The organism is Synechococcus sp. H70.2 (assembly GCF_047462275.1).
Taxonomy (GTDB): Bacteria; Cyanobacteriota; Cyanobacteriia; order Thermostichales; family Thermostichaceae; genus Thermostichus.
Genome location: NZ_JANSIU010000001.1, coordinates 244,932 through 269,902, shown reverse-complemented (window position 1 = coordinate 269,902; position 24,971 = coordinate 244,932). Strand labels below are relative to the sequence as shown.

Genomic DNA, 24,971 nt, shown 5'->3' with positions numbered 1-24,971 from the left:
CTATGGGACGTTCTCTGAAAAAAGGTCCGTTTGTAGATGCCAAGCTGCTTCGCAAAATCGAGAAGCTCAACGAGCGCAATCAAAAGCAAATGATCAAGACCTGGTCGCGGGCCAGCACCATCCTACCTGTGATGATTGGTCACACTATTGCTGTCTACAACGGCAAGCAGCACGTGCCCATCTACATCACTGACCAGATGGTGGGTCACAAGCTGGGGGAGTTTGTCCCTACCCGAACCTTCCGCGGCCACGCTGGCAGCGACAAGAAAGCTGCCCGCTCTTGAGTCCAGCAACAAAATAGCAGCAAGAAAGGAGAGCGCCATGGCCGATCCCTCCCCTGAAGTTAAAGCGGTAGCCCGTTACATTCGCATGTCTCCCTACAAGGTGCGGCGCGTTCTCAACCAGATTCGAGGACGCACCTATGCCGATGCCTTGATTCTGCTGGAGTTCATGCCCTACGCCGCCTGCGAGCCGGTGCGCAAGGTGCTGCGCTCAGCGGTGGCCAATGCCGAACACAACAACGGCTTGGATCCCCGCAATCTTGTCATCAGCAAAGCCTACGCTGACCAAGGACCGACCCTGAAGCGGTTTCGCCCCCGCGCCCAAGGTCGGGCCTACCCGATTCGCAAGCGCACCTGCCACATCACCATTGCTGTCCGGCCTCTGGAAGCGGAGGCGGGGACGGCTCCCTAAATCCTCAGACCTCTACCCTTTGCTGGCGTCACCATGGGACAGAAGATCCACCCTTTTGGCTTCCGCCTCGGCATCATCAAGGAACACCGCAGCCGCTGGTTTGCCGACCCGGCCCACTACCCAGCGCTGCTGCAGGAGGACGACTACATCCGCACCTACCTAACCAAGAAGTTGAGCAATGCTGGTCTAGCTGACATTCTCATCGAGCGCAAAGCCGATCAAATCGACCTAGAAATCCGAGCTGCGCGACCTGGAGTAGTGGTCGGTCGGGGTGGATCCGGCCTTGAAGAGCTGCGCCAGGGCTTGCAGAAAGAGCTAAGCCTGCGCGGCAGCCCTGGCAGAACCATCCGCATTAACGTAGTCGAGGTTACCCGTCCTGATGCTGAGGCGACGCTGTTGGCGGAAAACATTGCCCAGCAGTTGGAGCGGCGGATTGCCTTTCGCCGCATTGTCCGCCAGGTCATCCAACGAGCTCAGCGGGCCGGCGTGCAAGGGATCAAAGTCCAAGTTGCCGGTCGGCTGAATGGCGCCGAAATTGCCCGCAGCGAATGGACGCGGGAAGGCCGGATCCCTCTGCATACCTTGCGGGCAGACATTGACTATGCTGAGCGCGTTGCTCAGACCACCTATGGCGTCATTGGGGTCAAGGTCTGGGTCTTCAAAGGGGAAATTCTTCCTGGCCAGGAACGTCTCGAAGCAAAAGTTCCCTTGCCGCAGGCCAAGCGTCGGCAGCAGCGGCGACGGCCTACCTTTGAAGACCGCTCAGCAGCCGAGGCCTAAGGGCCAAGAGCGGAACCCCTACTGCAGTTGACTTAAGGAGCGGCCATGTTAAGCCCCAAACGAACCAAATACCGTAAACAACAGCGTGGGCGCATGAAGGGCAAGGCAACCCGTGGCAACCGCATTAGCTTTGGGGAATATGGCCTGGTGGCCCTAGAACCTGCCTGGATTACGGCACGACAGATCGAGGCCAGCCGTCGGGCCATGAGTCGCTACGTTCGGCGGGGAGGCCAGATCTGGATCCGCATCTTTCCCGACAAGCCCGTTACCCGCAAGCCTGCCGAAACCCGCATGGGATCCGGCAAAGGCAACCCCGAATATTGGGTTTGCGTTGTCAAGCCGGGCCGCGTCCTCTTTGAAATGGGGGGAGTTCCCGAAGCAACGGCCCGCGAGGCCATGCGCCTGGCCGCTCACAAGCTGCCCATCAAAGTTAAGTTTGTTACCAAAGCCGACTTTGAGAAGCCAGAACTTGCTCAGGAAGCAGCCGGAGAAGCTCCGGAAGTGTCAGCTAGCGCCGTCTAGAGGAGGAGAGTTAGCCATGCCTATGCCTAAAATTGCCGATGCCCGCGCTCTCTCCGACGAAGAATTGGCCCAGGAGATCTATGCCGTCAAAAAAGAGCTGTTCGAGCTGCGTTTGCAGCAAGCCACAGGGCAGCTCAACCAACCTCACCTCATTCGCTTGCGCAAGCACAAGCTGGCCCAACTGCTGACTGTGGAGGCAGAGCGCAAACGCGGCAAATCCTTGTCCTCAAGTCAGGCTAAGAAGGAGGAGTGATGCCTGCTCGTGAAAAGATTGGCATTGTTGTCAGCAACAAAATGCAAAAGACAGTGGTTGTTGCCGTGGAAAACCGGGTTGCCCACCCAAAATACGGCAAGATTGTCGTCAAAACTAAAAAGTTTAAAGCCCACGACGAGGAAAACCGCTGTCAGGAGGGGGATCTGGTGCGCATTGTTGAAACCCGCCCCCTCAGTCGTACCAAGCGCTGGCGGGTGGTTGAGATCCTAGAGGAAGGGAAGAAGCCATGATTCAGCAGCAAACCATGCTAACGGTAGCCGACAACACCGGTGCCCGCAAACTCATGTGTATCCGCGTCCTAGGCAGCAGCGGCCGCCGCTACGCCAGCCTGGGGGATGTCATTGTTGGCGTTGTCAAAGACGCCCTGCCTAATATGCCGGTTAAAAAATCCGATGTGGTCAGGGCCGTTGTCGTCCGCACTGTGGATACTGTACGCCGCCCCGATGGCACCTGTATCCGCTTTGACGACAATGCTGCTGTGATCATCAACAACGACGGCAACCCCCGTGGAACCCGCGTCTTTGGTCCTGTAGCCCGCGAGCTGCGGGAGAAAAACTTTACCAAGATCATCTCGCTTGCTCCGGAGGTTCTGTAATGGTTCGCCCTCTTAAGCCCAGCCAAATCCGACGACTCATCCGGCAGCCTGGCGTTCGCAAGCACCGCAACAGTCTGCGCTACAAGATGCGCATCAAAAAAGGAGATCTCGTTCAGGTAATCTCAGGTGACGACAAAGGCAAAGTTGGCGAGGTGCTGCGGGTCTTCCCCGAACGCAACATGGTTTTGGTGGAAGGGGTTAACATCGTTACCTACCACCGCAAGCCGCAGCGGGAAGGGGAAAAGGGCCGGATTGAGACCAAGGAAGCCCCCATCCATGCTTGCAAGGTAATGCTCTATTCCAAGAAGCACGAGGTTGCCAGCCGGGTCGGCTACCAAATCACCGCCGATGGCCGCAAAGTCCGCGTGCTCAAGAAAACTGGCGAGATCCTTGACTAGAGGGTTGGGAGAGCTCTGACCCAGCCCAGAGCAAGAAGGAGAACCTGCCATGCCTCAGCGTCTGCAAGTCCTCTACCATACCGTCATTGTCCCCAAGCTGCAAAAAGAGCTGGGCTACACCAACATCCACCAAGTGCCTCGCTTGGAGAAAATTGTCATCAATCGTGGCTTGGGAGAGGCCTCCCAAAATGCCAAAGCCTTGGAATCTTCCATTGCTGAGATTAGCGCCATTACTGGCCAGCGCCCTGTGATTACTCGCGCCAAGAAGGCCATTGCTAGTTTCAAGATCCGCAAGGGCATGCCCGTTGGCTTGATGGTAACCCTGCGGCGGGAGCGGATGTATGCCTTTTTGGATCGCCTCATTAATCTGGCTCTGCCGCGCATCCGCGACTTCCGCGGCGTCAACCCCAAATCCTTCGACGGGCGCGGCAACTACACCCTTGGAATTCGCGAGCAACTGATCTTCCCTGAGGTCAACTACGACTCTGTTGACAAGATCAGAGGCATGGACATCTGTATTGTGACCACCGCTAAGACCGATGAAGAGGGCCGTGCCCTGCTCAGAGAGTTCGGCATGCCCTTTGCTTCTTAGACTTACCCCCACAAAAAATTCTCCCCACCAATCTTTCCAGGAGCACTAACCCACCCATGGCCCACACCAACGACACAATTGCCGACATGCTCACCCGCATTCGCAATGCCACTATGGCTCGGCACGAATCGGTGGCGGTTCCGGCCACGCGTATGACCCGTAGCATTGCCCGGGTTCTCCACGAGGAAGGTTTTGTCAGTAGCTGGAGGGAGGAGGGAGAAGGGATCCAAGCGCGGATTGTGCTGCAGTTGAAGTACAAAGGCAAAGGCAAAGACCGCCGACCCATCATCAATGGTCTCAAGCGGGTAAGCCGGCCTGGCCTGCGGGTTTACTGCGGCCACAAAGAACTGCCGCGGGTGCTGGGAGGAATTGGGATCGCCATTATCTCCACCTCCAGTGGCATTATGACTGACCGGGATGCTCGCAAGCGGGGCATCGGCGGTGAAGTGCTCTGCTACGTCTATTAAGGTTTTCCTTGTCAGGAGTGGCTCCATGTCTCGTATCGGCAGACGCCCCATCCCTCTTCCCACCAAGGTGGAGGTTCAAATTGAGGGTCAACAGATCTCGGTCAAAGGCCCAAAGGGGCAGCTACTGCGCACTCTGCCCCCCCTGATTGCTGTGCGTCAAGAGGACCAAAGACTCCTGGTCAGCCGGGTCAACGAGTCCCGGCCGGCCCGCCAACTGCACGGTCTCTGCCGCACCTTGATTGCCAACATGGTTGAGGGGGTATCCAAAGGATTTGAGCGCAGGCTGGAATTGGTTGGGGTGGGCTACCGCGCTTCCACGCAGGGCAACAAGTTGATCCTAAACGTTGGCTACAGCCACCCAGTGGAGATCCCTTTCCCCCCCGGGATCCAAATCTCTGTGGAAGGCAACAACGTCATCGTTGTCTCGGGCATTGACAAAGAGCTGGTGGGCAATACAGCAGCACGCATTCGGGCTGTGCGGCCGCCCGAGCCCTACAAAGGTAAGGGGATCCGCTACCTCGGGGAACAGGTTCGCCTCAGAGCAGGTAAGTCCGGCAAAGGGAAGAAATAGCCATGAAAGCCAACCGCAAACTCACCACCCAACGTCGCCATCGCCGCATTCGCCGCAAGGTTTCCGGCACTCCCGAGCGGCCTCGTTTGGCTGTGTTTCGCTCCCATCGCCACATCTATGCTCAGGTAATCGACGATGTAGCCCAACGTACTCTGGTTTCTGCCTCCACGCTGGACAAGGAGCTGCGGGGAGCCTTCCAAAACATCAGCACGGCCACGCGGGAGGCTGCCGCCATTGTGGGGCGTGCGGTTGCTCAGCGAGCTCTACAGGCGGGCATTTCTCGAGTAGTTTTCGACCGCGGCGGCAAGCTCTACCACGGACGGGTCCAGGCCCTGGCGGAAGCTGCCCGGGAAGCAGGCTTACAGTTCTAGTTCCTAAGGAAATGGCTTATGGCTGAGCAAAAAGAACGTCGCAGAAGCAAAAAAAGCCGCGAAGAACAAACCGCCGAGTGGCAGGAGCGGGTTATTCAGATCCGACGTGTCTCCAAAGTAGTCAAAGGCGGCAAAAAGCTAAGCTTCCGCGCTGTGGTGGTGGTAGGCAACGAGCGGGGGCAAGTAGGAGTTGGTGTGGGCAAAGCCAACGATGTGCTGGGAGCAGTGCGCAAGGGAGTCGTTGATGGCAAAAAGCACTTGATTGAGGTGCCCCTGACCAAAGGCCTGTCTGTACCCCATCCAATGCGGGGATCGGGCGGTGCTGCCACAGTTTTGGTGATGCCAGCCGCTCCCGGCACAGGAGTCATTGCTGGGGGGGCCGTGCGCACCGTTTTGGAACTGGCAGGCGTGCGCAATGCCTTGGCCAAGCAGCTGGGCTCTAGAAACCCCCTCAACAACGCCCGTGCTACCATTGACGCCCTGCGGCGGATGCGCACCTTTGAGCAGGTAGCTGAAGATAGAGGGATCGACATGCGCCGCCTGTTGGGTAGGTAAGGAGGTTAGGATGCGACTGGAAGATATTCGCCCCCAACCAGGATCGAAGCGGCGGCGGCGGCGGCTAGGCCGTGGCATTGCTGCTGGCCAGGGAGGTTCTTGCGGTAGAGGAATGCGAGGACAAAAGGCCCGCACAGGAGGAGGTACCCGGCCAGGTTTTGAGGGAGGTCAGACGCCCCTCTATCGGCGGCTACCTAAGCTCAAGCATTTCCCCCGCTACGTGCGACCCCCGCAGTACACCCTAGTTAACCTGCGCGCCCTGGCAGCCCTGCCTGCCGGCAGTGAGGTGACTCTAGAAAGCCTACTGGAGCGGGGGATCGTGACCACCAACGATGGCCCCCTGAAGATCTTGGGGGACGGAGAAGTGGGCGTGCCCCTAACCATCCGAGCTGCTGCCATTACTGCCTCGGCCAAAGCCAAAGTTGAAGCTGCCGGAGGCCAGGTGGAGATTGTGGCATCTCGGCCTGCCCGCTCCTAGGTTGACCGCAGTTTTTTGGCAGCCCTGGGTTTTGCCGACTTCCCCATCAACGGCGTAGAGTGGTAAGTAGCTCACCTGGCCCTTTGCTTCTGCGAGGTTTTCCTTATCTATGGCTTACACACGAGGCTCTACTCCCTCCGCTCAAGAGACCTTCATGCAGATGGCGATGGCCTCTGGCCTGCGCAGCCGTCTGTTGCTGACCCTAGGCCTCTTGTTGTTGGTGCGGCTGGGCATCTACATTCCCATCCCCAGCATTGACCGCGCTCGCTTTGCTGCCGAAGCTGCCAGCAGCCCAGTGTTTGGCTTTCTGGATGTCTTCTCAGGCGGTGGCATCTCCGCCCTGGGGATCTTTGCCCTTGGCATCCTGCCCTTCATCAACGCCTCAATTATCATGCAGCTGCTGGTTTCAGCCATTCCGGCTCTGGAGAACCTGCAGAAAAACGAGGGAGAGCAGGGGCGGCGGCAGATCTCTCAGTACACCCGTTACGTTACGCTCCTCTGGGCCATCCTCCAGGGTATTGGCATCTCCTTCTGGGTGCGGGAGTTTGCCAATACCAGCAATGAGCTGGCCTTTATGGCCTCTACCACCCTGGCCCTAGCAGCAGGCTCTATGTTTGTCATGTGGCTGGGGGAAATGATCACGGAGAAGGGAGTGGGCAGTGGGCCGTCACTGCTGATTTTTGTCAACATTGTTGCTACGTTGCCGCGCGCCCTTGGCCAAACCATCAGCCTGGCTCGTGCCGACAGCAGCACCATTGGGGGTATCCTGCTGTTGACGGCTGTCTTCCTGGCTACCATTGTTGGCATTGTCTTTGTCCAGGAGGGCAGCCGCAAAATTCCTGTCGTCTACGCCAAGCGCCAGGTGGGCAACAAGCTGTTCCGGGAGCAGAAGAGCTACCTGCCCCTGCGGCTTAACCAGGGGGGCGTGATGCCCATCATCTTTGCCTACTCCGTGCTCTCCCTACCTTTGGCTTTGGCCCAGTATACCCAGAACCCAACCTTAATCCAGGTGGCCAACTTTCTCTCCCCCACTTCTTGGTTTTACATCCCCTTCTACTTCCTGCTCATTCTCTTCTTTAGCTACTTTTACGCTTCCTTAATCATCAATCCAGCGGAACTGGCGCAAAACTTGAAGAAACTGGGTGCTAGCATCCCGGGAGTGCGTCCAGGCAAGGCCACGGCTGAGTACATCGAAGGGATCCTCAACCGGCTAACCTTGCTGGGGGCGTTGTTTTTGTGTGCAGTGGCCATTATCCCCACAACAGTAGAGCGGGCAACGGGGATCACCACTTTCCAAGGTTTGGGGGCCACTTCGCTGCTCATTCTGGTAGGGGTAGCAATTGAAACCTCCAAACAAATCCAAACCTACGTCATTTCGCAGCGTTACGAAGGGATGGTCAAGCAGTAGTGCTGAGGTTAATCTTTTTGGGACCACCAGGAGCAGGCAAGGGCACGCAGGCGGAGCGCCTGTCAGCCATCTACCGTACCCCCAAAATTTCCACCGGCGATCTGCTGCGGGCAGAGGTCAAAGCTCAGACCCCGCTGGGACAGCAAGCCAAGGTGTACATGGATGCAGGGGAGCTAGTGCCCGATGAGGTGTTGATTGGGATGGTCAAAGGCCGGTTGCAGCAGTTGCCGGAGCAGGGCTGGATCCTGGACGGCTTTCCCCGCACCTTGGCGCAGGCGGAGGCTCTAGAAGAGCTGTTGCGGGAGCTGGGGCAGGACTACGACCACGTCCTCAACCTAGAGGTACCTGACGAAGTGGTGGTGGCACGGCTATTGGCTCGCGGCAAGGAGCAGGGGCGCAGCGACGATGCGGATGAGGCCGTTATCCTCAAACGCCTGCAGGTGTATCGGCAGCAAACCGCTCCTCTCATTGATTTTTACGAGGCGAAAGGCCGTCTGCGGCGGATTAACGGCAACCAGCCGATGGAAGTGGTTCAGCAGCACCTCCAGACCCTTTTGGAAAGCTGCAGGAGGACAGCATGAGCAAGACGGGGGCTGGAAATCCATCCCGGCCAGGATCTTGGCGACAGGGGCTGCAGCTCATTGAGATCAAATCTCGCCGGGAAGTGGAGAGAATGCGCCAGGCTGGGCGAGTGGTGGCCCAGGTGTTGCAGGAAATTGCCGAGCGTCTGGAGCCAGGCTGGACAACTGCAGACATCGATGCCTATGCTGAGCGGCGGGTAGCAGAATTGAATGCCCTACCCAGCTTCAAGGGCTACTACGGCTTTCCCGCCTGCGTCTGCGTCAGCATCAACCATGAAGTGGTGCACGGGATCCCTAGCCCCCACAAAGTGGTGCAGCCGGGGGACATCGTTAAGGTGGACCTTGGCGCCATGGTTGAAGGCTGGCATGCGGATTCTTGCATCACCATTGGCCTAGAGCCCCTCAGCGAGGCCGCCCGCGATCTCATCGACACAGCGGCACAGGCTCTGCAGGTGGGCATTGCGCATGTTCGCCATGGGGTTTGGCTGCAGGATGTCTCAGGTGCCATTGAAGACTATATTCAGGGGCGGGGCTACTCCGTGGTGAAGCAGTATGTTGGCCATGGCGTGGGTCGCAACTTGCACGAAGAGCCGCAGTTTCCCCACTACCGCACCCCCGAGCTACCCAATCCCAAGCTGCGGGCCGGCATGACGCTGGCCATTGAGCCCATGGTTACTGCCGGGGGAGAAGCCACCCGTGTGCTACCGGATCGCTGGACGGTGGTGACAGTGGATGGTTCCTGGTCAGCCCAGTTTGAGCACACCATTCTGGTTACCGAGTCTGGAGCTGAGATTTTGACCGATCGCACTCCCTTTCAGTCCTAGGGAGTTCCCCCATGAAGGACTGCAACAGCTAGGATAGAAGGAGTAGAGTATTGTTTCGGCTCTTAACCCGCTCTTAACAGCGGAGAGGAGAGCGAGGAAATTGTTGTCGTTGGATAAGGAGGGTTACTTGGCTAAGGAAGACGCTATTGAAGTGGAAGGGGTAGTTACGGAGTCCCTACCCAACGCTATGTTCCGCGTGGATCTGGACAATGGCTTTAACGTTCTTGCCCACATCTCGGGCAAGATCCGCCGCAACTACATCAAGATCCTGCCCGGCGACCGGGTGAAGGTAGAGCTCAGCCCCTATGACCTCAACAAAGGGCGGATTACCTACCGCCTTAAGAAAAACTAGGCCCTCCCCCTGCCCCTGGGGCAGTAAAAGCCGGGTCTAGCGCTCTGCACTGCTAGGCAGTTCTCCCAACGAGGCCGCAGCAGGCAAAAAGGCCGAGGGCCTGCTTTACAATAGGCCAGCTCCGCCTCTTGGGAGGCTGGGCTCTAGTTCCCTACCTGAGGTTAGGTAGCCGCTTCACCCATTAAGTGGGATCGCCAGCGCTCTCCTTGGAGGGATCTAAACTTTCAGGGGGAGGGGGAGGTTCTTCTTCTTTAGGGTACTCCTGCTCCCACGCCGGTTGTTCAGAGACAGGAGAGGGGGGAGGTGGCACGGGTTCGGGCGGGAGTTCAGACTCGGTGTCCTCCTCCCCATATTCGTCTTCGTATTGTTTCTCTGCCTCAGCGTCAGCAGCAGACCGGGGCAGAGCAGGGGCAGAGGCGGCTGCAGCCAGCCAGGGAGGTTTGCCCAAGCCCAGGGTCTCCAAAATTCCTTTGGACAGTTGGGTTAGGCGGCTCTCAGCGCCATCGGCCACAATGAGGCGCTCGCTGCCCACAGCGATGATCTCCTCGGCAGGGAGTAGATAAGTACTAAGGATAAAGCCGGGCAAAAAGGTCAGACCAAGGTTGGAGAGGATCAAACCCGTGATTTGGCCGGAGACAGAGTTGAATTCGAAATCTTTGACTTTGCCGAGGCGGATCCCTTCTTCAGTTACCACCTCACTGCCAACCACTTGGCTGAGGCCTTCCAAGTCCAGGTTGTCAAACACCTCATCACTAGGGACGAGGATGGCATCTTGGCCCAAGGCAGTTACCTGACGCAGCTCTAGTAAACGCGGCGATCCAGCAAAGGCCTTTTCCAGAACCCCCAGCACGAGGACTTGCCTGGCTTCCAGATCTGCCCAAACTTCGCTAACCACCCCGAGCCGGGCCGCATTGGCTTGGCTAATCACCTGCGTTCCCAGAACCTGTGACCGCCGACGAACCTCTGGTCGCACCAGCGCAACAGATCCTTTCCCAGTCGTCATGATGGTTTCCCCGTCGTGAGTCGAAGCTTCGCGTCAGTGGGCTGGTCATCCGGCCCCAGGCACCAAAATCAAGTTAATAGTACCATTGCCTGTCCCCTCCCTTGCGGGCGGCTGGGATCGGATCCCGGAGAATTTGCTCACTCCAGGCCAAAAACCGCTCCGTCATGGCCTGCAGGGAATAGTGCTGTTCTACCTGGTGTCGGCAGCGGCTGCGGTCAAGGCTATCCAGGCGTTCTACAGCCCTTACCAAGGCGGCCACGTCGTCTGGCTCCACCACCCAGCCAGTCTCGCCATCGCTAACAATTTCCGCTGGCCCCCCACGGCGGTAAGTAATCACCGGCACGCCACAAGCTAAGGCTTCCACTGCCACCAGGCCAAAGGCTTCCACCCACTTGGGCGTCATGATCAAGGCAGAGCATTGGCCCAAGAGCCGCTGCATTTGGGAAGTGGGCAAAAACCCCCGGTAGTCCAATTGGGCCCGCGGGTACTGTGCTTGAATCTGCTGCCAGTAGGCTGGGTCTTGCAGGTGGCCCAGGATCAGTACCGGCCTTCCCGTCTTCTCGGCCAGGGCAGCGCAGTCTTCCAGGCCCTTTTCTGGGGCAATGCGGCCAACCCAACACAGGGATCCGTTTCCCTCCGCCACAAAGTCGTAGCGGCTGAGGTCGACGCCGCAGGGCAAATAGACAAAGGGATCCCGCCCCGCCGCCATCTGGGCGCGGGCAAAGGCAAAGGTCTGGGCTTGCGCCCGCGAGTGCACTGCCAGCCGACCTGGGTAGCGGTAGGCAATGTGCTCCAGGGCCTGATCGATGGCGTCGCTAAGGGATCCCATGCTGACAATATGGGCCAGGGGGGTGCGGAAAAAATCCGTCAGGTAGAAGGAGAGCCAGTCGTAGCTCCAGTTCACGATGAGCTCGAACTGATCCTGCAATTGGGCAGCCCGCTGCCATAGGTTGGCCACTAGGGAAGGGGTGGAGATACAAACCGGCTGGTCGCGGCGCTGGCTTTGGGCATAGGGCGGGGGGAGGCCTGTAACTGTCTCGATAACTCCCTCTGGCAAGTCGGCACTGTGGGATCCCGCAGGTGCTAGCACGCGCACCTCGGCTCCCCTCTCCAGCAGGCTACGCGCCAAGTTGACAAGGTTGAGCTCTACCCCCCCGCCAGCCCCCGATCCCAGAGGCCCAACGGGGGTGGAGACAAACAAGAAGCGGTGGGGACGAATCATGGGCGGCCTTGCAGGCTCGACCCCTTGCTGGCTAGTTTGGCTAACCCGAGGGGGACAAGGTCAGGTTCTGGCCACGAAGATTTCCCCCTTCTCCACCTTGACCTTATAGGCAGTCAGGTCGGCATCGGCTGGGCCGCGAGTACGGCTGCCATCAGCAGCAAAAGCTGAGCCATGACAGGAGCAGACAAAGTTCTTACCTCGCCACTCCACCTCGCAGCCAGCGTGGGGACAGGTTGCATCCAGAGCCAGTACGGAGTCCGCTTTTTTGGGATCCTTGACCAGCCACAGGGTGGCGGTGTTGTCACCAAAGGCGTTTTCCACCTTGAAGGGACCTTTTTCAAGATCGGCAACTGTTGCAACCTTTACAAATTGCGGCTCGGCAGCCTTGGGGCTGGCAGGGGCGCCCTGGGCAAGGGCCCGGTCAAAACGGCGCCGCGCCAAAGCAGGCAGCAGGCCCATTAGCGCGCCAAAGCCTAGCGCTAGCCAGCGCAGAAAACCGCGACGATTACTGTACATGGCCATTGGCTCCTTGGATAGGGCAAAGTTGCGGCTAGGAAGCGGCTCAAGCCTGGCCTCCCCACGGGGGTGCCAGCACATTGGCCACTTTAATTTTGGTGCACTTTTTGGTGCACTGGAATTGCTTTAGCCAGCGCCAAGCCGCACTTTCGTTGGCAGTTGCCAAGGAGGCCCCCTCTAAAAAAGAGAGCAACGGCCTTGCCCTTGCAGCAGAGGGGCTAACTAGGGGATCTTGCGAAGGTGGCGGCGGCGTTCCTCATATTCTGCACGGGTAAGCAAGCCCTGCCTCAACTGGAGCTCCAACTGCTGCTCGGGATCCCGGACTTCCCGACCTTTCGCGCTGCTCCAGTCCAGCTCGATGAGATCCCGGTTGAAGCGAAAATCAAAGTCCTCATTGGTCATGGTAAGCAGCCACAGCCCTTCTAGCAGGCAGAGGGCGCGCAACCCATAGCTGAGGATCTGCAGGGGAATAGAGGGGACAAACACCATCAGCCCCACCAGCAAGTACACCCAACCCCAGCGCTTGTGGCCCATGTAGAAGCGCTGCAGTCCCGGGATCAGCACCCCCAGCACTGCCAGCCAGCCGGCTGCCTCGCGGACCAAGCGCTGACGTTTTTGAAGAGGGGTATCGGAGCCCTCGCTCTCGGCCATACCCTGCCCCACCTATACGTGCCACCAGGCTAGCGCAGTTTCCAAGGGCTTGACAGAGGGGGAGGGAACACCAGCGCCTGCCGCGTATACTTGATGGGGGCAGATCGGAGGGCAAAGATGGCAGAGCGGGAGCTGGCCGTAGCAATCTTGGCAGCGGGCAAGGGCACCCGTATGCGGTCGCAGTTGCCCAAGGTGCTGCACAAGCTGGGATCCCTGTCTTTAATCGAGCGGCTGCTGCGCACGGTGCTGGCCTTAGAGCCGCAGCGCTGTCTGGTGATTGTGGGTTACGGGCAGGAGCAGGTGCGCCAAACCCTACAGGGGTACCCGGTTGAATTTGTGGAGCAGGCCCAGCGACTGGGCACCGGACACGCGGTGCAGCAGCTTCTGCCTGTCCTTGGCAACTTTCAAGGGGATCTGCTGGTGGTTAATGGCGATGTGCCCCTGCTGCGGGTGGAAACCCTGCAGGCACTGGTGGAACGCCACCGCCAAGTCCAGCCGGATGTGACCTTGCTCTCGGCCCAGGTGGCGGATCCCTATGGCTATGGGCGAGTGTTTTGCGATGCCCAGCAGCGGATCCTGGAGCTGGTGGAAGAGCGGGACTGCACCCCGGCCCAACGGCAAAATCGCCGCGTCAACAGTGGCGTGTACTGTTTCCATTGGCCGGCCCTGGCCCGGGTACTGCCCCGTTTGGAGCGGAACAACGCCCAGCAGGAGTACTATCTCACCGACGCGGTTAAGCTGCTGGAGAAAGCCATTGCCTTGGACGCCGAGGATCCGCGGGAAATTATCGGCATCAACGATCGCCGCCAACTGGCCCAAGCCCATCAGATTTTGCAGGATCGCCTCAAGGAAGCCTGGATGGAGGCAGGGGTAACTTTTGTGGATCCCGATAGCGTCAGCTTGGAAGAGACAGTGGAATTGGCCCCGGATGTGGTGATCGAAGCCCAGACCCACCTGCGGGGGAAGTGCCGCATCGGGCCGCGTACTCGCTTGGGGCCGGGCAGTTGGATTGACTCCAGCACCATCGGCTCCGATTGCCACATCCTCTACTCGGTGGTCAGCCACAGCCAGATCGGCAACCATGTCTGGATAGGGCCCTATGCCCATATCCGCCCCAATAGCTGCATTGGCGACGGCTGCCGCATTGGCAACTTTGTGGAAGTTAAAAACACCCAGATTGGCTCCCACACCAATGCCGCCCACCTGGCCTACTTGGGTGACGCCAAGCTGGGATCCCAAGTCAACATCGGCGCTGGCACGGTCATTGCCAACTACGACGGCCAGCAGAAGCACTTCACAGAAATCGGGGATCGTAGCAAAACAGGGGCCAACTCGGTGCTGGTGGCCCCTCTCAAGGTGGGATCCGATGTCACCATTGCCGCCGGCTCCACCATCCCTGCCCGCTACCCTGTACCCGACGACTGCCTGGTGATTGCCCGTGCCTACCCGGTGGTCAAGCCCGGCTGGCGACCGGGGAGCGCTGCTGCTGGCCGTCCCCAGCCTCTACCCCCAGGATCCCTTAGGATCTACCCCATGCGCCTGCTGCCCGGCCAAGACCTCAAGCAGGAGCTGGAGCGTTTTGCCCGCCAACAACCCCTGCAGGCAGCCTTTGTCCTCAGTGCTGTTGGCAGCCTCAGCCAAGCCACCCTGCGTCTAGCCGACCAAACGGAGGATTACTTGTTGGCCGAGCGCCTGGAGATCCTGGCCTTGAGCGGATCCCTATGCCCGGACGGCGTCCATCTTCATCTTACTGTTGCCGATGCCCAGGGCCGAACTTGGGGAGGGCACCTGCGCCCTGGCTGCCTCATCTACACTACCGCCGAAATTGTCCTTGCCGACAGCCCGGAGTACCGTTTCTCCCGACAGTTGGATCCGGCCACCGGCTACCGGGAGTTGCACGTTGAAAGGGTGGCCCCGCAGCCGTTCCAGGCAGTAGGAGAGGGCTGAGCTGGTATATTGGCTAACGTAGCCTTGGGTTGCAGGCACCCTAACCGGTACTGACCTAGCCATAGGGGGGTATTCAGCATGCCCCGAGTGACCACTGCCGAGGAGCTACTGGCAAACTACGCCGCTGGCGAGCGCAACTTCCCAGAATCGAACCTGGTGGGGGTGGACCTGGTGCGCGCCACGCTGCAGGGGGCCAACCTAAGGGGAGCCAACCTCTCCTTTGGCAAGCTGAGCGGGGTTAACTTGCAGGAGGCGGATCTGCGCGGCGCCGATCTCAGCTCCGCCAACCTGATGGGCGCCAACCTGCGCGGTGCCAACCTTTGGGAAGCCAACCTCATCGGCGCTGACCTCAGCTTTGCCGACTTGCGGGAAGCCAACTTGCACGGGGCCTACCTTTGGGAAGCCAAGCTGACCCGTGCGCAACTCCAGGGGGCGGATCTAAGTGGGGCAAAAATAGGTGGAGCGGTGCTGATTGGCGCTGACCTCAGCGGCGCCATCCTGCCCGATGGCACAGTACAGCCCTGGGCTGCTCCGTCAGCAAACAAGGCAGAATAGAACTGTTGCAAGTAGCTCCTCTCATGTTCCTGCTATTTAACTTGCTCCTGACTTTGCTGCTGGCTTTGGGAGTGGCAGTCCTGGCTGGCCAAAACTTGACCTCCTGGACAGTGCAGTTTTTGCTGTGGCGCTCGGTGGAGCTACCCCTGGGATTGCTCATTGCCGCTGCGATTGGTCTGGGCCTGCTGAGCGTGGGACTAAAGTCTTTGCTATGGCCTGAGCGGAACTTTTTCCTGATTGCCCGCCAATTGCAGGAGCGGCTGCAGCAACTGGAGGGCCAGGAGCTGCCGCCTGCTTAGGGCGCAATCTTCTGGGGCGGGAATGGCCTACCCTCTTACAAGCGCGTAAGCTGAGAAAGGCTCCCTTCGCTTTTGTTGTCAGCAGTGCCTAGCCGAGGTGACAACTATGTCTTCTTCCCCATCCTCCCCCCAAGACCCGCGCGCTCTGCGCAAAGCCCTGCGCAGCTCTAGTACATACTTTGCTAAAGGATTTGAAGAGTACAAGGATCAGGCCCAACAGGAGCTGCAAACGACTTACAAAAGCCGCCTCGTGGAGCAGATCCGCAGCCAGTCTTACCGCTATCAGCGGGGGGATATCACCATCCATCTGGCCAAAGCGTTTGGTTTTTGCTGGGGGGTGGAGCGGGCGGTGGAGTATGCCTACGAAGCGCGGCGCCGCTTTCCAGATCGTCAAATCTGGATCACCAACGAGATCATCCACAACCCCCTGGTTAACCGGCACTTGCAGGAGATGGGGATCCGCTTTGTAGAGAAAGGCCCGGACGGCAAGAAAGACTTTTCCCAAATCCGACCGGAAGACGTGGTCATTTGGCCTGCCTTCGGGGCAAGTGTCTCGGAAATGGAGTTTTTCCGCTCCCAGGGCAATGAGATTGTCGATACCACCTGTCCCTGGGTGTCTCGCGTGTGGAACCAGGTGGACAAACACCGCGCTGCCCAGTTCACCTCCATCATCCACGGCAAGTACGACCACGAAGAGACCGTGGCCACTAGCTCCTTTGCCGGAAAGTATCTGGTGGTGCTGAATCTAGAGGAAGCTGAATGGGTTGCCCGCTACATTTTGGAAGGGGGGGATCGAGAAGAATTTCGGCGACGCTTTGGCAAGGCTACCTCCCCTGACTTTGATCCGGACCGGGACCTGGAGCGGATTGGTATCGCCAACCAGACCACGATGCTGGAAGGGGAAACTCGGGCCATCGCCAAGCTGTTTGAGACCACCATGCTGCGCAAATATGGCCCCCAGGAGCTGGACAAGCACTTCATGAGCTTCAACACCATCTGCAACGCCACCCAAGAACGGCAGGATGCCATGTTTGAGCTCCTGGAGCGGCCTTTGGATGTGGTGGTGGTCATTGGTGGGTTCAATTCCTCCAATACTACCCACCTGCAGGAAATCGCCCTCTCGAAAGGGCTGCCCTCTTATCATATTGATGGCCCCGACTGCATCCAACCTCCCAACCGCATCCGCCACAAGCCCCTCCACCAAGACCCGATTGTTACCGAGGGGTGGTTGCCCGAGGGGCCAGTGCAGATTGGGATTACCTCCGGTGCCTCTACCCCAGACCGGGTGGTAGAGGAGGTGATTCTGCGCATCTTTGCCCTGCGCGAACAGCAGCAGATCCCTGCCCAGTTGCCAGGATGAGGCTGGGATCCGCTTCCTCTCCCCCTAGGGACACTTGGGCGTGCTCACCACTCTTTTTCAGGTCTATCTCCCCCTGCTGGGCTGGACGCTGCTGGGGTTCCTCCTGCAGAGGGGGCTGCCCCCTACTTGGAGCCGCTGGCTGGCCCCCCAAGTTCTAGGCCGCTTCATGTTTTGGGTGGGGGTGCCCCTGGGCACAATTGGGTTTATGCGGGGGGCAGATCTCTCGGGCCAGATCTGGGTGGCGCCTTTGGTCTGCTGGCTGGCCACAGGGCTGGGGTTTGCCCTAGCCGCCGCCTGGCTGCAGTGGCAACACCACACCTGGCAGGGGAAGAAGGATTGGGATCCCTGGCTTTGGAGCAGAGCCCGGCGCGGCAGCTTCTATCTGACAGCCACCCTGGGAAATACGGGTTATCTGGGCTACCCCATCTGCTTGGCGGTGGGCGGGAGTGCCTACTTTGGCTGGGCTTTGTTTTACGACCTCTTGGGCACCCTCTTTACCGCCTATGGGCTGGGAGTGTGGGTGGGCAGCCGCTACAGCGCTTCCTTCCTCCCTCCCTGGGAGGCTCTGCTCCGTGTCCTGAGTAGCCCCACCCTCTGGGCTTTCTTTGTTGGCCTGGCCACCGCTCGCTACCCTCTGCCAGAATGGCTGGCCCAAGGGCTAACTGCCTTTGCCTGGAGCACGATTCCCTTGAGCCTGATCCTCTTAGGCATACGGCTAGCTCAAGTGCCCCACTGGGGATCTTTTCGCCCTGCCGCCGTGGCCCTCTTCATCAAAATTGTTCTTCTGCCCCTTTTGGTGGGCCTAGGGCTAGCCTTGACTCCCTATCCTCCTTTGGCCAAGCTGGTGCTGGTCTTGCAGACTGGCATGCCCCCTGCCATTGCCACCTTGGTGCTGGCGGAAGAATACGACTTGGATCGAGAGCTGACAGCAACAGCCTTGGCCATAGGCTACGTGGCGGCTTTGCTGACCCTACCCTTCTGGTTGCTGCTGTGGGGATCCTAGTAGGCCAAGTGAGATAGGGCCTGCTCCAGGTAATGGTGCACGAGGCGATCCAGCTCAGCTTCCCCCTGGGGCAGCTCCTGCCCCTGCAGCCATACCTGGAAGCCTGAACTTTCCACAATCGCTTGCCGCAATGACTTCCAAACTGCCTGCACAGGCTGGGCTGGAGTGGAGCTGAGAGCAGAACTGGTCATGATCCCCGCCGAAAGAGGTTAGCTCTAACCTTAGGATAGCCCGGGTTCAGCTTGGCTTTGGCTAGCTGGAATACAGTCTCTAAACCAGCAATTGGCTGCGCTGCTGGATGCGCAGAGTTGGCCCCAAGGCATTGAGGAGGGCAACGCCGTAGCTGCGGGCAACAATGCGGCTATCCAAAATGGCCACCCAGCGTTGAGGCAAGCCGGTGGCCTCGACTGCTTCGGATCCCTGCCGCAAGGGGGCGACAGCCCGCTGCAATTGGCTGGCTGCCACCGGCAAAAGGTATTGGCGAAACCAGTCCTGCCGGCTGCGCTGCAGATACTGCACTCTTGCGGCCACCCTAGGATCTTCCATCGAGGGAAACGGCAAGGTGGCAATGGCCAGCAGCTCTGGACAGGGTAGGCTAGCTTTGTGCTGCAGCCAGTAGGACCAGTCGCAGACTAAGATGCCCTTTTCTCCTATGAAGGGGCTATTCACCCGTACCCGCGAGCCAAACTCAGCGGCCAAAGCAGCCCCCACTTGCCCCTGGAGGGGCTGATCCGAAACCAGCACCACCACAAAGCCCCGCGCCTTTGCAATCAGGCTCTTTAGCTCTTGTAGCAAGTGCTCCCGGAACAGAGGACTGTTGGGTAAGGGCAACCATGGCAAATAGAGGGCTAGGCTGGGCAGCGGCTCCCCACCGGAGCGGATCCACTCTTCACCTGAGCCGAAGCGCAGGGGTGTCAAGTCCGGCAGGCCCAGGCGCCAGCGATAGCTCTCTGCCTGCCGATCTAAATCCAGCGCCTCGCCGATAATCACCACTGGCTGGGTAGCCCAGATGGGTGCCAGCCATTCGTGTAAGGCCACTGGGCTGTGGTGAAGGGTGAGGCGGCCAGTCTCGCGATTGGTTTCTGCCCACCAGACCCAGCGGGAAGCGGGATCCCCTTCGGCGCTGAGCCGCCGGCGGAGCTGATCCCAAGGATCCGGCAGCCAGCCGCGGTAGCCAACCACCAAAGACAGCGCTACCTCCAGGTGAACCTGTTCGTCTGCCTGAACCAAGCAGCGGGAAAGGGGCCGTCGCAAAAGCTTTAGAGTCAAATGAACCTGGGCCTGGGAGATCCGCTCGGCCTCGGCAGGAAAGATTTGCCGCAGTTGCTGCCAATGGTTGGCTTCTAGGGTTAGGGTCAGCGCTTGGTAGGCCCACTCCTCCAGCTCCTCGGCGCCGTCCAAGATCAAGGGGATCCCGGTCGGCATCTTTGCCCCCCTTAGGCGCTCTTGCAACCAATCTAGGGGATCGACCAACAGCAACCCTTGAAAGTCAGGATCTGGCCAGCGATCCTTTTGCAGAACTGGCTTATGCAACTGCAAGACTTGTTGCAGCCAGGGGATCTCTTCCCTCAAAATTTGCGCCTGCACGGGCGCTGTGGCACAAAGCAAGGTAGCCTGGGGCCACATCAGAGCCGGCAGCAGATAGCTGAGGCGGTGCTGGCCCCCACCCGGCACCTGAATCAAGGTGCTGCGTCCTAGCCGCAATCCCCGGGCCACCATGCGGGCCATTGTCAACTGATGGGGCCACCCGGCCTCGGGAAGCTGCCGCAAAAGTTGCCGCAACTGTTGGTGGACTTCAACCTCAATCACGGTCGCTACGCCAGGGCTCCGCCACAGACGCTAGGGTGAACTAGCCTATTCTAGGGTAGGGAAGAAAACCAAACGACACCTTTGGGGTGAGCGATGTCTGGTGTTTCTGCTGTTCCCACGCCCTCGCCCAAACTTGGAGCCGCCCAGGCGGGATCCCTGCTCTTAGATCGCTCTGAGTGGGGTCGCTTGCGGATCCAGGGATCCGCCGCCCTAGACTACTTGCACAGCCAGAGCACTCAGAATCTCAAGGCTCTAAGCCCTGGCCAAGGGGCGGATACGGTTTTCGTCACCCCCACAGCAGGGATCATAGATCTAGCCACAGTCTACGCGGAAGAGGAAGCCTGCTGGATTTGGACTTCGCCGCAGCGCTGTCGCTCCCTGATGCAGAGCTTGGGGCGACTGTTGCCCTTTGTGCGCGGGGCCCAGCTAGTCGATGTAACCGATCAGACCTTTGCCTTTGGGCTAATTGGCCCCCAGAGCCAGGCCCTTCTGGAGAAGGTCATGGACCCAGGAGGGATCCCGACAAGACTATACGAACACCGCCAGGTAGAGATTCAGGGGATCCCTGTCCATTTGGCCTGTGGCAGCGGCCTTGCCCAGCCGGGATTTACCCTCTGGGGCAACCTAGAGCACAAAGCCGCCCTTGTCGACTGCTTGCTCCAGGTGGGAGCAGAGCTGGCCTCACCTGAACTTTGGGAAGCCCTGCGCCTGGAGGCCGGTCGCCCCGCCGCCGACCGCGAGCTAACCCCCGACTACAACCCTCTGGAAGCCGGCCTATGGCACGCCATTTCCCTCTCCAAAGGGTGTTACATTGGCCAGGAAGTCTTGGCCAAGCAGGTAACCTACCGGCGCATCCGCCAAACCTTATGGGGGATCCGCCTCCAAGGCGAGGCTCAGCCCGGTGCCGACATCGTGCGGCAAGGAGAAAAGATTGGTGTGTTGACCAGCGCTGGTCCCACCTCCCAAGGCTACTGGGGCTTGGGCTATGTGCGCACCAAGTTCGAGCCGGCTGAAGGGTGGGAGGTGGAAGTCGGTTCTGTAGCAGGGATCCTCACCCGCCCGCCCTTTTTGAGCTTTCCGCCTGTTGTTTGAGGTAGATCTCAGCTCCCTAGAGATCGAAGTGGCGGTGAAAGCGGGGATCCCACCTGTCCTTTTTGCGCTGATTACAGACTTTGCACAGGGTTTGCAAGTTGCTGATGTCGTTGCTGCCGCCCTGGGCAAGGGGGACGATGTGATCAACCTGAAGCTGCACCTCTGGGGGCGATTTGCCACAACTGCGGCAGCGGAAGCCATCCCTTTGGAAGACATACTCCCGCACAGATGCTGGGATCGGGATCCTCTCACCAGGTTTTCTCTCTTTCATCCATTACTCACCTGTATTGCGAAAACTATCTAGTTCCGAGTCTCGAGATGGGCTATCGGGAATAAACTCGAGACAAACTTTAAGGGATACTTTGCCCTCAGCCCAATCCTTTCTAGGCTGCAGGATTCGGGATTTTACTCCCTCTACTAAAGCTCTAATTTCTACGTGAACCTTTTTTGAGCGAAGGTAGCTATTTGTTCGTGCAATATCTGCAAGAAGGTAATCAATAATTGCACTGTGCAAAATACTAGGAAGATAGATTTGGTCGCCAATCGCAACGGTAGTTTCTTTATCATCTGCTTTGAGAAGTATCGAGTCAAGCATGTCTTGTTTCCTAGTGCTAACAGACCTGGCTAATCGGCATCCTTTCGAAGGTCATCCAGAGGAGATCCATCGCTTGCTGATCCTGGATCTTCTGGCTCAAACTCAACTATTAGCCTTACCCTAACTCTGCCATCAACCCATGGCAAGCTAGGACGTAAAAGTTTAGCAGGGATCCCTCTCGCATGAGTTATTTTGCTAAAATTAACCGAGCCATAGTTAAATGAAATGTTTCTGGCTCCAAGTTTGTCAGATAAACGAGATCCAAAGTTATCATAAGCACTTTCTAAGCAAGCCTCAATAAACTCTTTTGAGTAGATCAGGCGTCCTCCTATATCAATGACGGTGCTTGGAGAAGCATCTATCTCGACAAAGCGATCCTGAGGTTGATCGTTGCTTGACATTGACTCGGCCTCCTAATGCATCCCGCTAACTTAAGCTACTCCTTGTCTGTGCGAAGGTCATCTAGAGGGGATCCATCACTACTTTCTGAGCCCGTACACTCTGGCTCAAACTCTACAGTTATCCGCAATCTGACCCTGCCTTTCTCCCACTCCTTCTTACCCGGCACCAAGAGCTGACAGGTCAGGCCCTGATCAAACCACTTGGTTTCTTGCAGTAGCTTCTCTTCGGGTTGAGGGGCAAGAAGGCTACTGGCAATACTAATCAGGTTTTCCGGTGGGAGGATCCCCGAGGATCTCAAGGCTGCAATAAACAAGCGATTGAGCTCTTCCTTTTTGGCCAAATCCTCTTGGGCAGCTTTGACCAGGCTAGCAACCTTGAAAGTTTTCTCCCCTACAGAGAGGATCCCTTCTAAGTATTGCTGCAAGGGCAGGGACTTAGGCAACAAAACTTCACCTCCTCAAATAGTAGGGAGAAACAAACTGCTTTATCTCAGATCGTCAAGTATGCTGTCCAGCTCGGGGAAAATCTTACTTAAGTCAGAGATCTCATCACTCGGCTCACTTTCGCTCGCTGGCTGCTCGGAAGAACCTGCTGAGCTGTCGGCTAATTCACCGGTTGAAGAAGGTTTAGGTAGAGAAATCAAGGGCAAAAGTTCACGACCTAGGCCCATAGCCTGTAAGCATAGGTTAATCCCCGAAACAGCTTGGTTGTAGCTATCGATCTTTGCTTCTAGGTCCCTTAGACGCTGCTGGTTTAAGGCGATTCTTTCTTCTGCTTCCTTCCTTAGCGTTGCTTCCATAAACTGCTTTGCTTCAGGATACCTCTGTGGAATTTCATTAGCCACTTCCTTAGCAAAAGGCAAGAGCTGGGTCTTGAGGGTATTGTTGGTTTCTTGTCGGAAGTTAGAGCGTATTGTCTGGCTGACTTTGGGCTCAAAGTCAAGCTTCAGTAATTGCCGGATCCCGGGCTCTGCATCTCGAATAGCGGAAATATCGTAGGACTGAGACGTTTGCTTTAAAACTTCCCGGAACTGGTAAATGGAGAAAGTGCCCTCGTCATAGAAGCGAGGACTTTCTCTTAGATACCGGTCGCACTCTTTTCGAGCACCGCTGACTAATGCAGTGCAAACTTTTTCTTTAACCCCTAGTAGTTTCTTCTCTAGATCACCGTCGGATCCCAGTAGGCGAAACAACTGCTTGTAGTAGTCTGAACTGCGTACCCGATCAATAATCCGCCGGAAGGAGTTCTCCACAACTGTGGTGGCAGACTCGACCAGTATATCCTCTAAGTGATTTGATAGGTAGTAAAGAGCCTCAACCAGTACAGCCAAAAAGGGAGCCGTGGAGTTACGGTGGTGGATGCGGACAGCTTGGCTATAGGCACTATCTATTGAGAATGTGTCCAGAAGCTCATCCAGCCTACGCACCATCTTGGCCTGCAGCCTTCGGAAGTCATACTCAAACTCTTTATCCGTTCCGTCAATAATTTCGTTAATCATAGTTTGAATATGTTCATCGAACTCTTGACCAATCCTATTCAACTGCTGATTAATAAGCATTAACTCATGGGCAATCATGCTATCAACTTCTCTAGGCTGGCTGTCTAGGTCTCTATAAAGATCTATGTAAGACTTTCTGAGCTCAATACACAGAGGCTGCAAGTCATCGGCAAGAGCTATAAACAGCTGCGGGCGCTTTTCTTCCCTTAGATAGCGAGTAACTCCACTGCGGAACTCTTCTATGCCACTATCCTTGATCATGTACTCAACCAGGGGCATGCCCCACTCGTTTAGAATTCGAATATAGTTATCGATAGGAGTCTCGTAGCCGTGCACCGAAGGGCGGAAGGGGGATCCCACAAGCCTGCCTGAAGAGCTACAGTACTTGACAAACTCACTAATAAATTGAGGTGTCTGCTCTCTGCCACCTAGCTCTTTTATACTTTCTGCAAAAATAGTATCTAGACCAAACCTTGTTTCTCGAGTTGTGGCCTTGATCTGTGAGCCGTAGAAGCCAAGCAGGGCACTAGTCTTGAATAGGCGAGCTTGACGAAACTGCTGGTCAATGATGGCCTCTAATCTCTGCCTTAGCTGCGAGTTGTACCAAGTTTCATCAATGCGGTTGAACACATAAAAAACCCGATCGCGAATACTTTCGCTACTTTGGATGTGCTCAATGAGTTCTGTTTCTTCTTTAGTCAGCTCACCCGTTGTAGCACACTTGAGGACACAGACAACTGCGGAAGTATTTGGATCGGCAATTTTTTGATAGGTGCGCTCGGCGTCCGCTTTAACGGGAGCATCAATTCCAGGGGTATCGACAATAACGTTTCCATCCTCCAATAGAGGATGATGGCAGTAGTACTCAATCTTCCGCAGAACTGCACTATTGGCACCGCGCCGGGCAAAACTGGCCGCTTCTCTTAGGTTGCCAAGGTTAAGCTGTTCCATCGAGAACACTCTGTTTTCGGCTGGGTGAATTCTGGCGCGGTTTTGCTGGAAACCTTCAACTAATAAGCGCAGCGCATCTGCCTGCTTTGCCCGTTCCGACTTACTTTTGCCGCCCTCCTGCTGAACAATGGCCTCAGCCTGCTCTTTTAGGCGATTGAGGGTGACTTCCTCTAGGTTGTTGCCGCTGGGTAGGGCTAAGCCCAAGCGAGTGCAGAAGGCAGCCATCTGTTCCTGCACCTGCCGCTCGCTGAGGAAGGTGAGTACTACCCTCTCGGCGTCAGGCTCTGCATAGGAGATGTAGCACTCTGTCCCTGTGGCGTGTCCTTCGGCGCTATAGAGAAGCTCCCTTTCCAACAAGGCGTTGATCAGCATCGACTTGCCAGCGCTAAAGGCACCGGCAAAGACAATCTCAAAGGTTGGAGAAATAGCCTTGCTCAGTGAAGCCTGAACTCGGGTTGTATCTTGCTTCCCCGAAAGCGTGGGATCTTGCTGCCAAAGGTTTAGAATCGTTTCAACATGCTCCCGTAAGTTCTCACACTGAGGTAAGAGCTGCACAGCCATCTCAGGGACCTCCGCTAGGGCTGGGGAGATTATAACGCCCTCAGCC

At 57.5% G+C, this 24,971-nt stretch carries 35 protein-coding genes and 1 pseudogene; 25 read left to right on the top strand and 11 right to left on the bottom strand.

The window, feature by feature from the left end; all coding sequences use genetic code 11:
• Window positions 1–2: 2 nt before the first annotated feature.
• From rpsS to infA, 18 genes are all read left to right on the top strand, one after another.
• The gene (gene rpsS, locus NW822_RS01375; protein WP_414359248.1) at window positions 3–284 is read left to right on the top strand and encodes a 30S ribosomal protein S19; all 282 of its coding nucleotides are present in this window, start codon (window positions 3–5) and stop codon (window positions 282–284) included.
• A 37-nt stretch (window positions 285–321) separates the two neighbouring features.
• Window positions 322–693 carry a 50S ribosomal protein L22 gene (rplV, locus tag NW822_RS01370; RefSeq protein WP_414359250.1) on the top strand — a complete coding sequence of 124 codons (372 nt, stop codon included), beginning with the start codon at window positions 322–324 and terminating at the stop codon, window positions 691–693.
• Between the two features lie 33 nt (window positions 694–726).
• Window positions 727–1,473 carry a 30S ribosomal protein S3 gene (gene rpsC, locus NW822_RS01365; RefSeq protein WP_414403262.1) on the top strand — a complete coding sequence of 249 codons (747 nt, stop codon included), beginning with the start codon at window positions 727–729 and terminating at the stop codon, window positions 1,471–1,473.
• Window positions 1,474–1,518: 45 nt separating this feature from the next.
• Window positions 1,519–1,995, top strand: coding sequence for a 50S ribosomal protein L16 (gene rplP, locus NW822_RS01360; protein ID WP_414403261.1), 477 nt, complete (start codon window positions 1,519–1,521; stop codon window positions 1,993–1,995).
• 16 nt (window positions 1,996–2,011) lie between these two features.
• The gene (gene rpmC, locus NW822_RS01355; protein ID WP_414359254.1) at window positions 2,012–2,248 is read left to right on the top strand and encodes a 50S ribosomal protein L29; all 237 of its coding nucleotides are present in this window, start codon (window positions 2,012–2,014) and stop codon (window positions 2,246–2,248) included.
• Entirely contained in the window at window positions 2,248–2,499 is a 252-nt protein-coding gene (rpsQ, locus tag NW822_RS01350; RefSeq protein ID WP_414359256.1) for a 30S ribosomal protein S17, read from the top strand. Before rpmC ends, rpsQ begins: the two co-directional genes overlap by 1 nt.
• Complete coding sequence (rplN, locus tag NW822_RS01345) at window positions 2,496–2,864, top strand: 50S ribosomal protein L14 (RefSeq protein WP_414403260.1); 369 nt, start codon at window positions 2,496–2,498, stop codon at window positions 2,862–2,864. The genes rpsQ and rplN overlap by 4 nt, the downstream gene beginning before the upstream one ends.
• Window positions 2,864–3,262 carry a 50S ribosomal protein L24 gene (gene rplX / locus NW822_RS01340; RefSeq protein WP_414359260.1) on the top strand — a complete coding sequence of 133 codons (399 nt, stop codon included), beginning with the start codon at window positions 2,864–2,866 and terminating at the stop codon, window positions 3,260–3,262. The genes rplN and rplX overlap by 1 nt, the downstream gene beginning before the upstream one ends.
• A gap of 49 nt (window positions 3,263–3,311) precedes the next feature.
• On the top strand, window positions 3,312–3,854 hold the full coding sequence (gene rplE / locus NW822_RS01335) for a 50S ribosomal protein L5 (protein WP_414359261.1): 543 nt from the start codon (window positions 3,312–3,314) through the stop codon (window positions 3,852–3,854).
• Window positions 3,855–3,910: 56 nt separating this feature from the next.
• Window positions 3,911–4,321, top strand: coding sequence for a 30S ribosomal protein S8 (gene rpsH, locus NW822_RS01330; RefSeq protein ID WP_414359263.1), 411 nt, complete (start codon window positions 3,911–3,913; stop codon window positions 4,319–4,321).
• A 25-nt stretch (window positions 4,322–4,346) separates the two neighbouring features.
• The gene (rplF, locus tag NW822_RS01325) at window positions 4,347–4,892 is read left to right on the top strand and encodes a 50S ribosomal protein L6 (protein ID WP_414359265.1); all 546 of its coding nucleotides are present in this window, start codon (window positions 4,347–4,349) and stop codon (window positions 4,890–4,892) included.
• Between the two features lie 2 nt (window positions 4,893–4,894).
• Window positions 4,895–5,263 carry a 50S ribosomal protein L18 gene (gene rplR / locus NW822_RS01320; RefSeq protein WP_414403259.1) on the top strand — a complete coding sequence of 123 codons (369 nt, stop codon included), beginning with the start codon at window positions 4,895–4,897 and terminating at the stop codon, window positions 5,261–5,263.
• Window positions 5,264–5,281: 18 nt separating this feature from the next.
• Complete coding sequence (rpsE, locus tag NW822_RS01315; protein WP_414403258.1) at window positions 5,282–5,818, top strand: 30S ribosomal protein S5; 537 nt, start codon at window positions 5,282–5,284, stop codon at window positions 5,816–5,818.
• A 10-nt stretch (window positions 5,819–5,828) separates the two neighbouring features.
• Window positions 5,829–6,296 (top strand): 50S ribosomal protein L15, encoded by a 468-nt coding sequence (rplO, locus tag NW822_RS01310; protein ID WP_414403257.1) that lies wholly within the window; start codon window positions 5,829–5,831, stop codon window positions 6,294–6,296.
• A 109-nt stretch (window positions 6,297–6,405) separates the two neighbouring features.
• Window positions 6,406–7,704, top strand: coding sequence for a preprotein translocase subunit SecY (gene secY / locus NW822_RS01305; protein WP_414359270.1), 1,299 nt, complete (start codon window positions 6,406–6,408; stop codon window positions 7,702–7,704).
• Window positions 7,704–8,285, top strand: coding sequence for an adenylate kinase (locus tag NW822_RS01300; RefSeq protein WP_414403256.1), 582 nt, complete (start codon window positions 7,704–7,706; stop codon window positions 8,283–8,285). The genes secY and NW822_RS01300 overlap by 1 nt, the downstream gene beginning before the upstream one ends.
• Window positions 8,282–9,109: a type I methionyl aminopeptidase gene (gene map / locus NW822_RS01295; protein WP_414403255.1), complete on the top strand. Its 828-nt coding sequence runs from the start codon at window positions 8,282–8,284 to the stop codon at window positions 9,107–9,109. The genes NW822_RS01300 and map overlap by 4 nt, the downstream gene beginning before the upstream one ends.
• Window positions 9,110–9,236: 127 nt before the next feature.
• Window positions 9,237–9,461 (top strand): translation initiation factor IF-1, encoded by a 225-nt coding sequence (gene infA, locus NW822_RS01290; RefSeq protein ID WP_414359274.1) that lies wholly within the window; start codon window positions 9,237–9,239, stop codon window positions 9,459–9,461.
• Between the two features lie 181 nt (window positions 9,462–9,642).
• On the opposite strand, the gene NW822_RS01285 is transcribed toward infA, so the two are convergent.
• The 4 genes from NW822_RS01285 to NW822_RS01270 form a co-directional block, all read right to left on the bottom strand.
• Window positions 9,643–10,464 (bottom strand): PRC-barrel domain-containing protein, encoded by an 822-nt coding sequence (locus NW822_RS01285; protein ID WP_414403254.1) that lies wholly within the window; start codon window positions 10,462–10,464, stop codon window positions 9,643–9,645.
• Between the two features lie 73 nt (window positions 10,465–10,537).
• Entirely contained in the window at window positions 10,538–11,686 is a 1,149-nt protein-coding gene (locus NW822_RS01280; protein WP_414359276.1) for a glycosyltransferase family 4 protein, read from the bottom strand.
• 60 nt (window positions 11,687–11,746) lie between these two features.
• On the bottom strand, window positions 11,747–12,208 hold the full coding sequence (locus tag NW822_RS01275; RefSeq protein ID WP_414403253.1) for a ubiquinol-cytochrome c reductase iron-sulfur subunit: 462 nt from the start codon (window positions 12,206–12,208) through the stop codon (window positions 11,747–11,749).
• Window positions 12,209–12,424: 216 nt separating this feature from the next.
• Complete coding sequence (locus tag NW822_RS01270) at window positions 12,425–12,853, bottom strand: SHOCT domain-containing protein (RefSeq protein WP_414403252.1); 429 nt, start codon at window positions 12,851–12,853, stop codon at window positions 12,425–12,427.
• Window positions 12,854–12,970: 117 nt separating this feature from the next.
• Here NW822_RS01270 and glmU point away from each other — a divergent pair.
• The 6 genes and pseudogenes from glmU to NW822_RS01240 all read left to right on the top strand — a co-directional run.
• A pseudogene (gene glmU, locus NW822_RS01265) lies at window positions 12,971–14,320 on the top strand (bifunctional UDP-N-acetylglucosamine diphosphorylase/glucosamine-1-phosphate N-acetyltransferase GlmU); the annotation flags it as partial.
• A gap of 66 nt (window positions 14,321–14,386) precedes the next feature.
• The gene (locus tag NW822_RS01260) at window positions 14,387–14,800 is read left to right on the top strand and encodes a PPC domain-containing DNA-binding protein (protein ID WP_414360021.1); all 414 of its coding nucleotides are present in this window, start codon (window positions 14,387–14,389) and stop codon (window positions 14,798–14,800) included.
• A 78-nt stretch (window positions 14,801–14,878) separates the two neighbouring features.
• Entirely contained in the window at window positions 14,879–15,355 is a 477-nt protein-coding gene (locus tag NW822_RS01255) for a pentapeptide repeat-containing protein (RefSeq protein ID WP_414359281.1), read from the top strand.
• 5 nt (window positions 15,356–15,360) lie between these two features.
• The gene (locus NW822_RS01250; protein ID WP_414403251.1) at window positions 15,361–15,654 is read left to right on the top strand and encodes a LapA family protein; all 294 of its coding nucleotides are present in this window, start codon (window positions 15,361–15,363) and stop codon (window positions 15,652–15,654) included.
• A gap of 106 nt (window positions 15,655–15,760) precedes the next feature.
• Window positions 15,761–17,014 carry a 4-hydroxy-3-methylbut-2-enyl diphosphate reductase gene (locus tag NW822_RS01245; protein WP_414359284.1) on the top strand — a complete coding sequence of 418 codons (1,254 nt, stop codon included), beginning with the start codon at window positions 15,761–15,763 and terminating at the stop codon, window positions 17,012–17,014.
• A gap of 40 nt (window positions 17,015–17,054) precedes the next feature.
• Window positions 17,055–18,017, top strand: coding sequence for an AEC family transporter (locus NW822_RS01240; protein ID WP_414359285.1), 963 nt, complete (start codon window positions 17,055–17,057; stop codon window positions 18,015–18,017).
• On the opposite strand, the gene NW822_RS01235 is transcribed toward NW822_RS01240, so the two are convergent.
• Window positions 18,014–18,208 (bottom strand): hypothetical protein, encoded by a 195-nt coding sequence (locus NW822_RS01235; protein WP_414359286.1) that lies wholly within the window; start codon window positions 18,206–18,208, stop codon window positions 18,014–18,016. The two genes, NW822_RS01240 and NW822_RS01235, sit on opposite strands and share 4 nt — an antisense overlap.
• Before the next feature lie 79 nt (window positions 18,209–18,287).
• Window positions 18,288–19,826: a hypothetical protein gene (locus NW822_RS01230; protein WP_414359288.1), complete on the bottom strand. Its 1,539-nt coding sequence runs from the start codon at window positions 19,824–19,826 to the stop codon at window positions 18,288–18,290.
• Window positions 19,827–19,919: 93 nt separating this feature from the next.
• On the opposite strand from NW822_RS01230, the gene NW822_RS01225 reads away from it, so the two are divergent.
• On the top strand, window positions 19,920–20,918 hold the full coding sequence (locus NW822_RS01225) for a YgfZ/GcvT domain-containing protein (protein WP_414359290.1): 999 nt from the start codon (window positions 19,920–19,922) through the stop codon (window positions 20,916–20,918).
• A 16-nt stretch (window positions 20,919–20,934) separates the two neighbouring features.
• Here NW822_RS01225 and NW822_RS01220 read toward each other — a convergent pair whose 3' ends face one another.
• From NW822_RS01220 to NW822_RS01200, 5 genes are read right to left on the bottom strand one after another with little or no spacing between them, the layout of a single operon-like run.
• Window positions 20,935–21,189: an HNH endonuclease gene (locus tag NW822_RS01220; protein WP_414403250.1), complete on the bottom strand. Its 255-nt coding sequence runs from the start codon at window positions 21,187–21,189 to the stop codon at window positions 20,935–20,937.
• Between the two features lie 3 nt (window positions 21,190–21,192).
• A complete protein-coding gene (locus NW822_RS01215; protein WP_414403249.1) occupies window positions 21,193–21,513 on the bottom strand; it encodes a KGK domain-containing protein in 321 nt (106 codons plus the stop codon).
• Between the two features lie 29 nt (window positions 21,514–21,542).
• Window positions 21,543–21,914 (bottom strand): KGK domain-containing protein, encoded by a 372-nt coding sequence (locus NW822_RS01210; RefSeq protein WP_414403248.1) that lies wholly within the window; start codon window positions 21,912–21,914, stop codon window positions 21,543–21,545.
• A 35-nt stretch (window positions 21,915–21,949) separates the two neighbouring features.
• On the bottom strand, window positions 21,950–22,360 hold the full coding sequence (locus NW822_RS01205; protein WP_414403247.1) for a KGK domain-containing protein: 411 nt from the start codon (window positions 22,358–22,360) through the stop codon (window positions 21,950–21,952).
• Between the two features lie 39 nt (window positions 22,361–22,399).
• A complete protein-coding gene (locus NW822_RS01200; protein ID WP_414403246.1) occupies window positions 22,400–24,925 on the bottom strand; it encodes a dynamin family protein in 2,526 nt (841 codons plus the stop codon).
• Window positions 24,926–24,971: the final 46 nt, after the last annotated feature.

Coding starts and splice junctions, on each gene's coding strand:
- rpsS (WP_414359248.1), top strand. CDS start 3: ATGGGACGTTCTCTGAAAAAAGGTCCGTTTGTAGATGCCAAGCTGCTT.
- rplV (WP_414359250.1), top strand. CDS start 322: ATGGCCGATCCCTCCCCTGAAGTTAAAGCGGTAGCCCGTTACATTCGC.
- rpsC (WP_414403262.1), top strand. CDS start 727: ATGGGACAGAAGATCCACCCTTTTGGCTTCCGCCTCGGCATCATCAAG.
- rplP (WP_414403261.1), top strand. CDS start 1,519: ATGTTAAGCCCCAAACGAACCAAATACCGTAAACAACAGCGTGGGCGC.
- rpmC (WP_414359254.1), top strand. CDS start 2,012: ATGCCTATGCCTAAAATTGCCGATGCCCGCGCTCTCTCCGACGAAGAA.
- rpsQ (WP_414359256.1), top strand. CDS start 2,248: ATGCCTGCTCGTGAAAAGATTGGCATTGTTGTCAGCAACAAAATGCAA.
- rplN (WP_414403260.1), top strand. CDS start 2,496: ATGATTCAGCAGCAAACCATGCTAACGGTAGCCGACAACACCGGTGCC.
- rplX (WP_414359260.1), top strand. CDS start 2,864: ATGGTTCGCCCTCTTAAGCCCAGCCAAATCCGACGACTCATCCGGCAG.
- rplE (WP_414359261.1), top strand. CDS start 3,312: ATGCCTCAGCGTCTGCAAGTCCTCTACCATACCGTCATTGTCCCCAAG.
- rpsH (WP_414359263.1), top strand. CDS start 3,911: ATGGCCCACACCAACGACACAATTGCCGACATGCTCACCCGCATTCGC.
- rplF (WP_414359265.1), top strand. CDS start 4,347: ATGTCTCGTATCGGCAGACGCCCCATCCCTCTTCCCACCAAGGTGGAG.
- rplR (WP_414403259.1), top strand. CDS start 4,895: ATGAAAGCCAACCGCAAACTCACCACCCAACGTCGCCATCGCCGCATT.
- rpsE (WP_414403258.1), top strand. CDS start 5,282: ATGGCTGAGCAAAAAGAACGTCGCAGAAGCAAAAAAAGCCGCGAAGAA.
- rplO (WP_414403257.1), top strand. CDS start 5,829: ATGCGACTGGAAGATATTCGCCCCCAACCAGGATCGAAGCGGCGGCGG.
- secY (WP_414359270.1), top strand. CDS start 6,406: ATGGCTTACACACGAGGCTCTACTCCCTCCGCTCAAGAGACCTTCATG.
- map (WP_414403255.1), top strand. CDS start 8,282: ATGAGCAAGACGGGGGCTGGAAATCCATCCCGGCCAGGATCTTGGCGA.
- NW822_RS01285 (WP_414403254.1), bottom strand. CDS start 10,464: ATGACGACTGGGAAAGGATCTGTTGCGCTGGTGCGACCAGAGGTTCGT.
- NW822_RS01280 (WP_414359276.1), bottom strand. CDS start 11,686: ATGATTCGTCCCCACCGCTTCTTGTTTGTCTCCACCCCCGTTGGGCCT.
- NW822_RS01275 (WP_414403253.1), bottom strand. CDS start 12,208: ATGGCCATGTACAGTAATCGTCGCGGTTTTCTGCGCTGGCTAGCGCTA.
- NW822_RS01270 (WP_414403252.1), bottom strand. CDS start 12,853: ATGGCCGAGAGCGAGGGCTCCGATACCCCTCTTCAAAAACGTCAGCGC.
- NW822_RS01260 (WP_414360021.1), top strand. CDS start 14,387: ATGCGCCTGCTGCCCGGCCAAGACCTCAAGCAGGAGCTGGAGCGTTTT.
- NW822_RS01255 (WP_414359281.1), top strand. CDS start 14,879: ATGCCCCGAGTGACCACTGCCGAGGAGCTACTGGCAAACTACGCCGCT.
- NW822_RS01245 (WP_414359284.1), top strand. CDS start 15,761: ATGTCTTCTTCCCCATCCTCCCCCCAAGACCCGCGCGCTCTGCGCAAA.
- NW822_RS01235 (WP_414359286.1), bottom strand. CDS start 18,208: ATGACCAGTTCTGCTCTCAGCTCCACTCCAGCCCAGCCTGTGCAGGCA.
- NW822_RS01225 (WP_414359290.1), top strand. CDS start 19,920: ATGTCTGGTGTTTCTGCTGTTCCCACGCCCTCGCCCAAACTTGGAGCC.
- NW822_RS01220 (WP_414403250.1), bottom strand. CDS start 21,189: ATGAAAGAGAGAAAACCTGGTGAGAGGATCCCGATCCCAGCATCTGTG.
- NW822_RS01215 (WP_414403249.1), bottom strand. CDS start 21,513: ATGCTTGACTCGATACTTCTCAAAGCAGATGATAAAGAAACTACCGTT.
- NW822_RS01210 (WP_414403248.1), bottom strand. CDS start 21,914: ATGTCAAGCAACGATCAACCTCAGGATCGCTTTGTCGAGATAGATGCT.
- NW822_RS01200 (WP_414403246.1), bottom strand. CDS start 24,925: ATGGCTGTGCAGCTCTTACCTCAGTGTGAGAACTTACGGGAGCATGTT.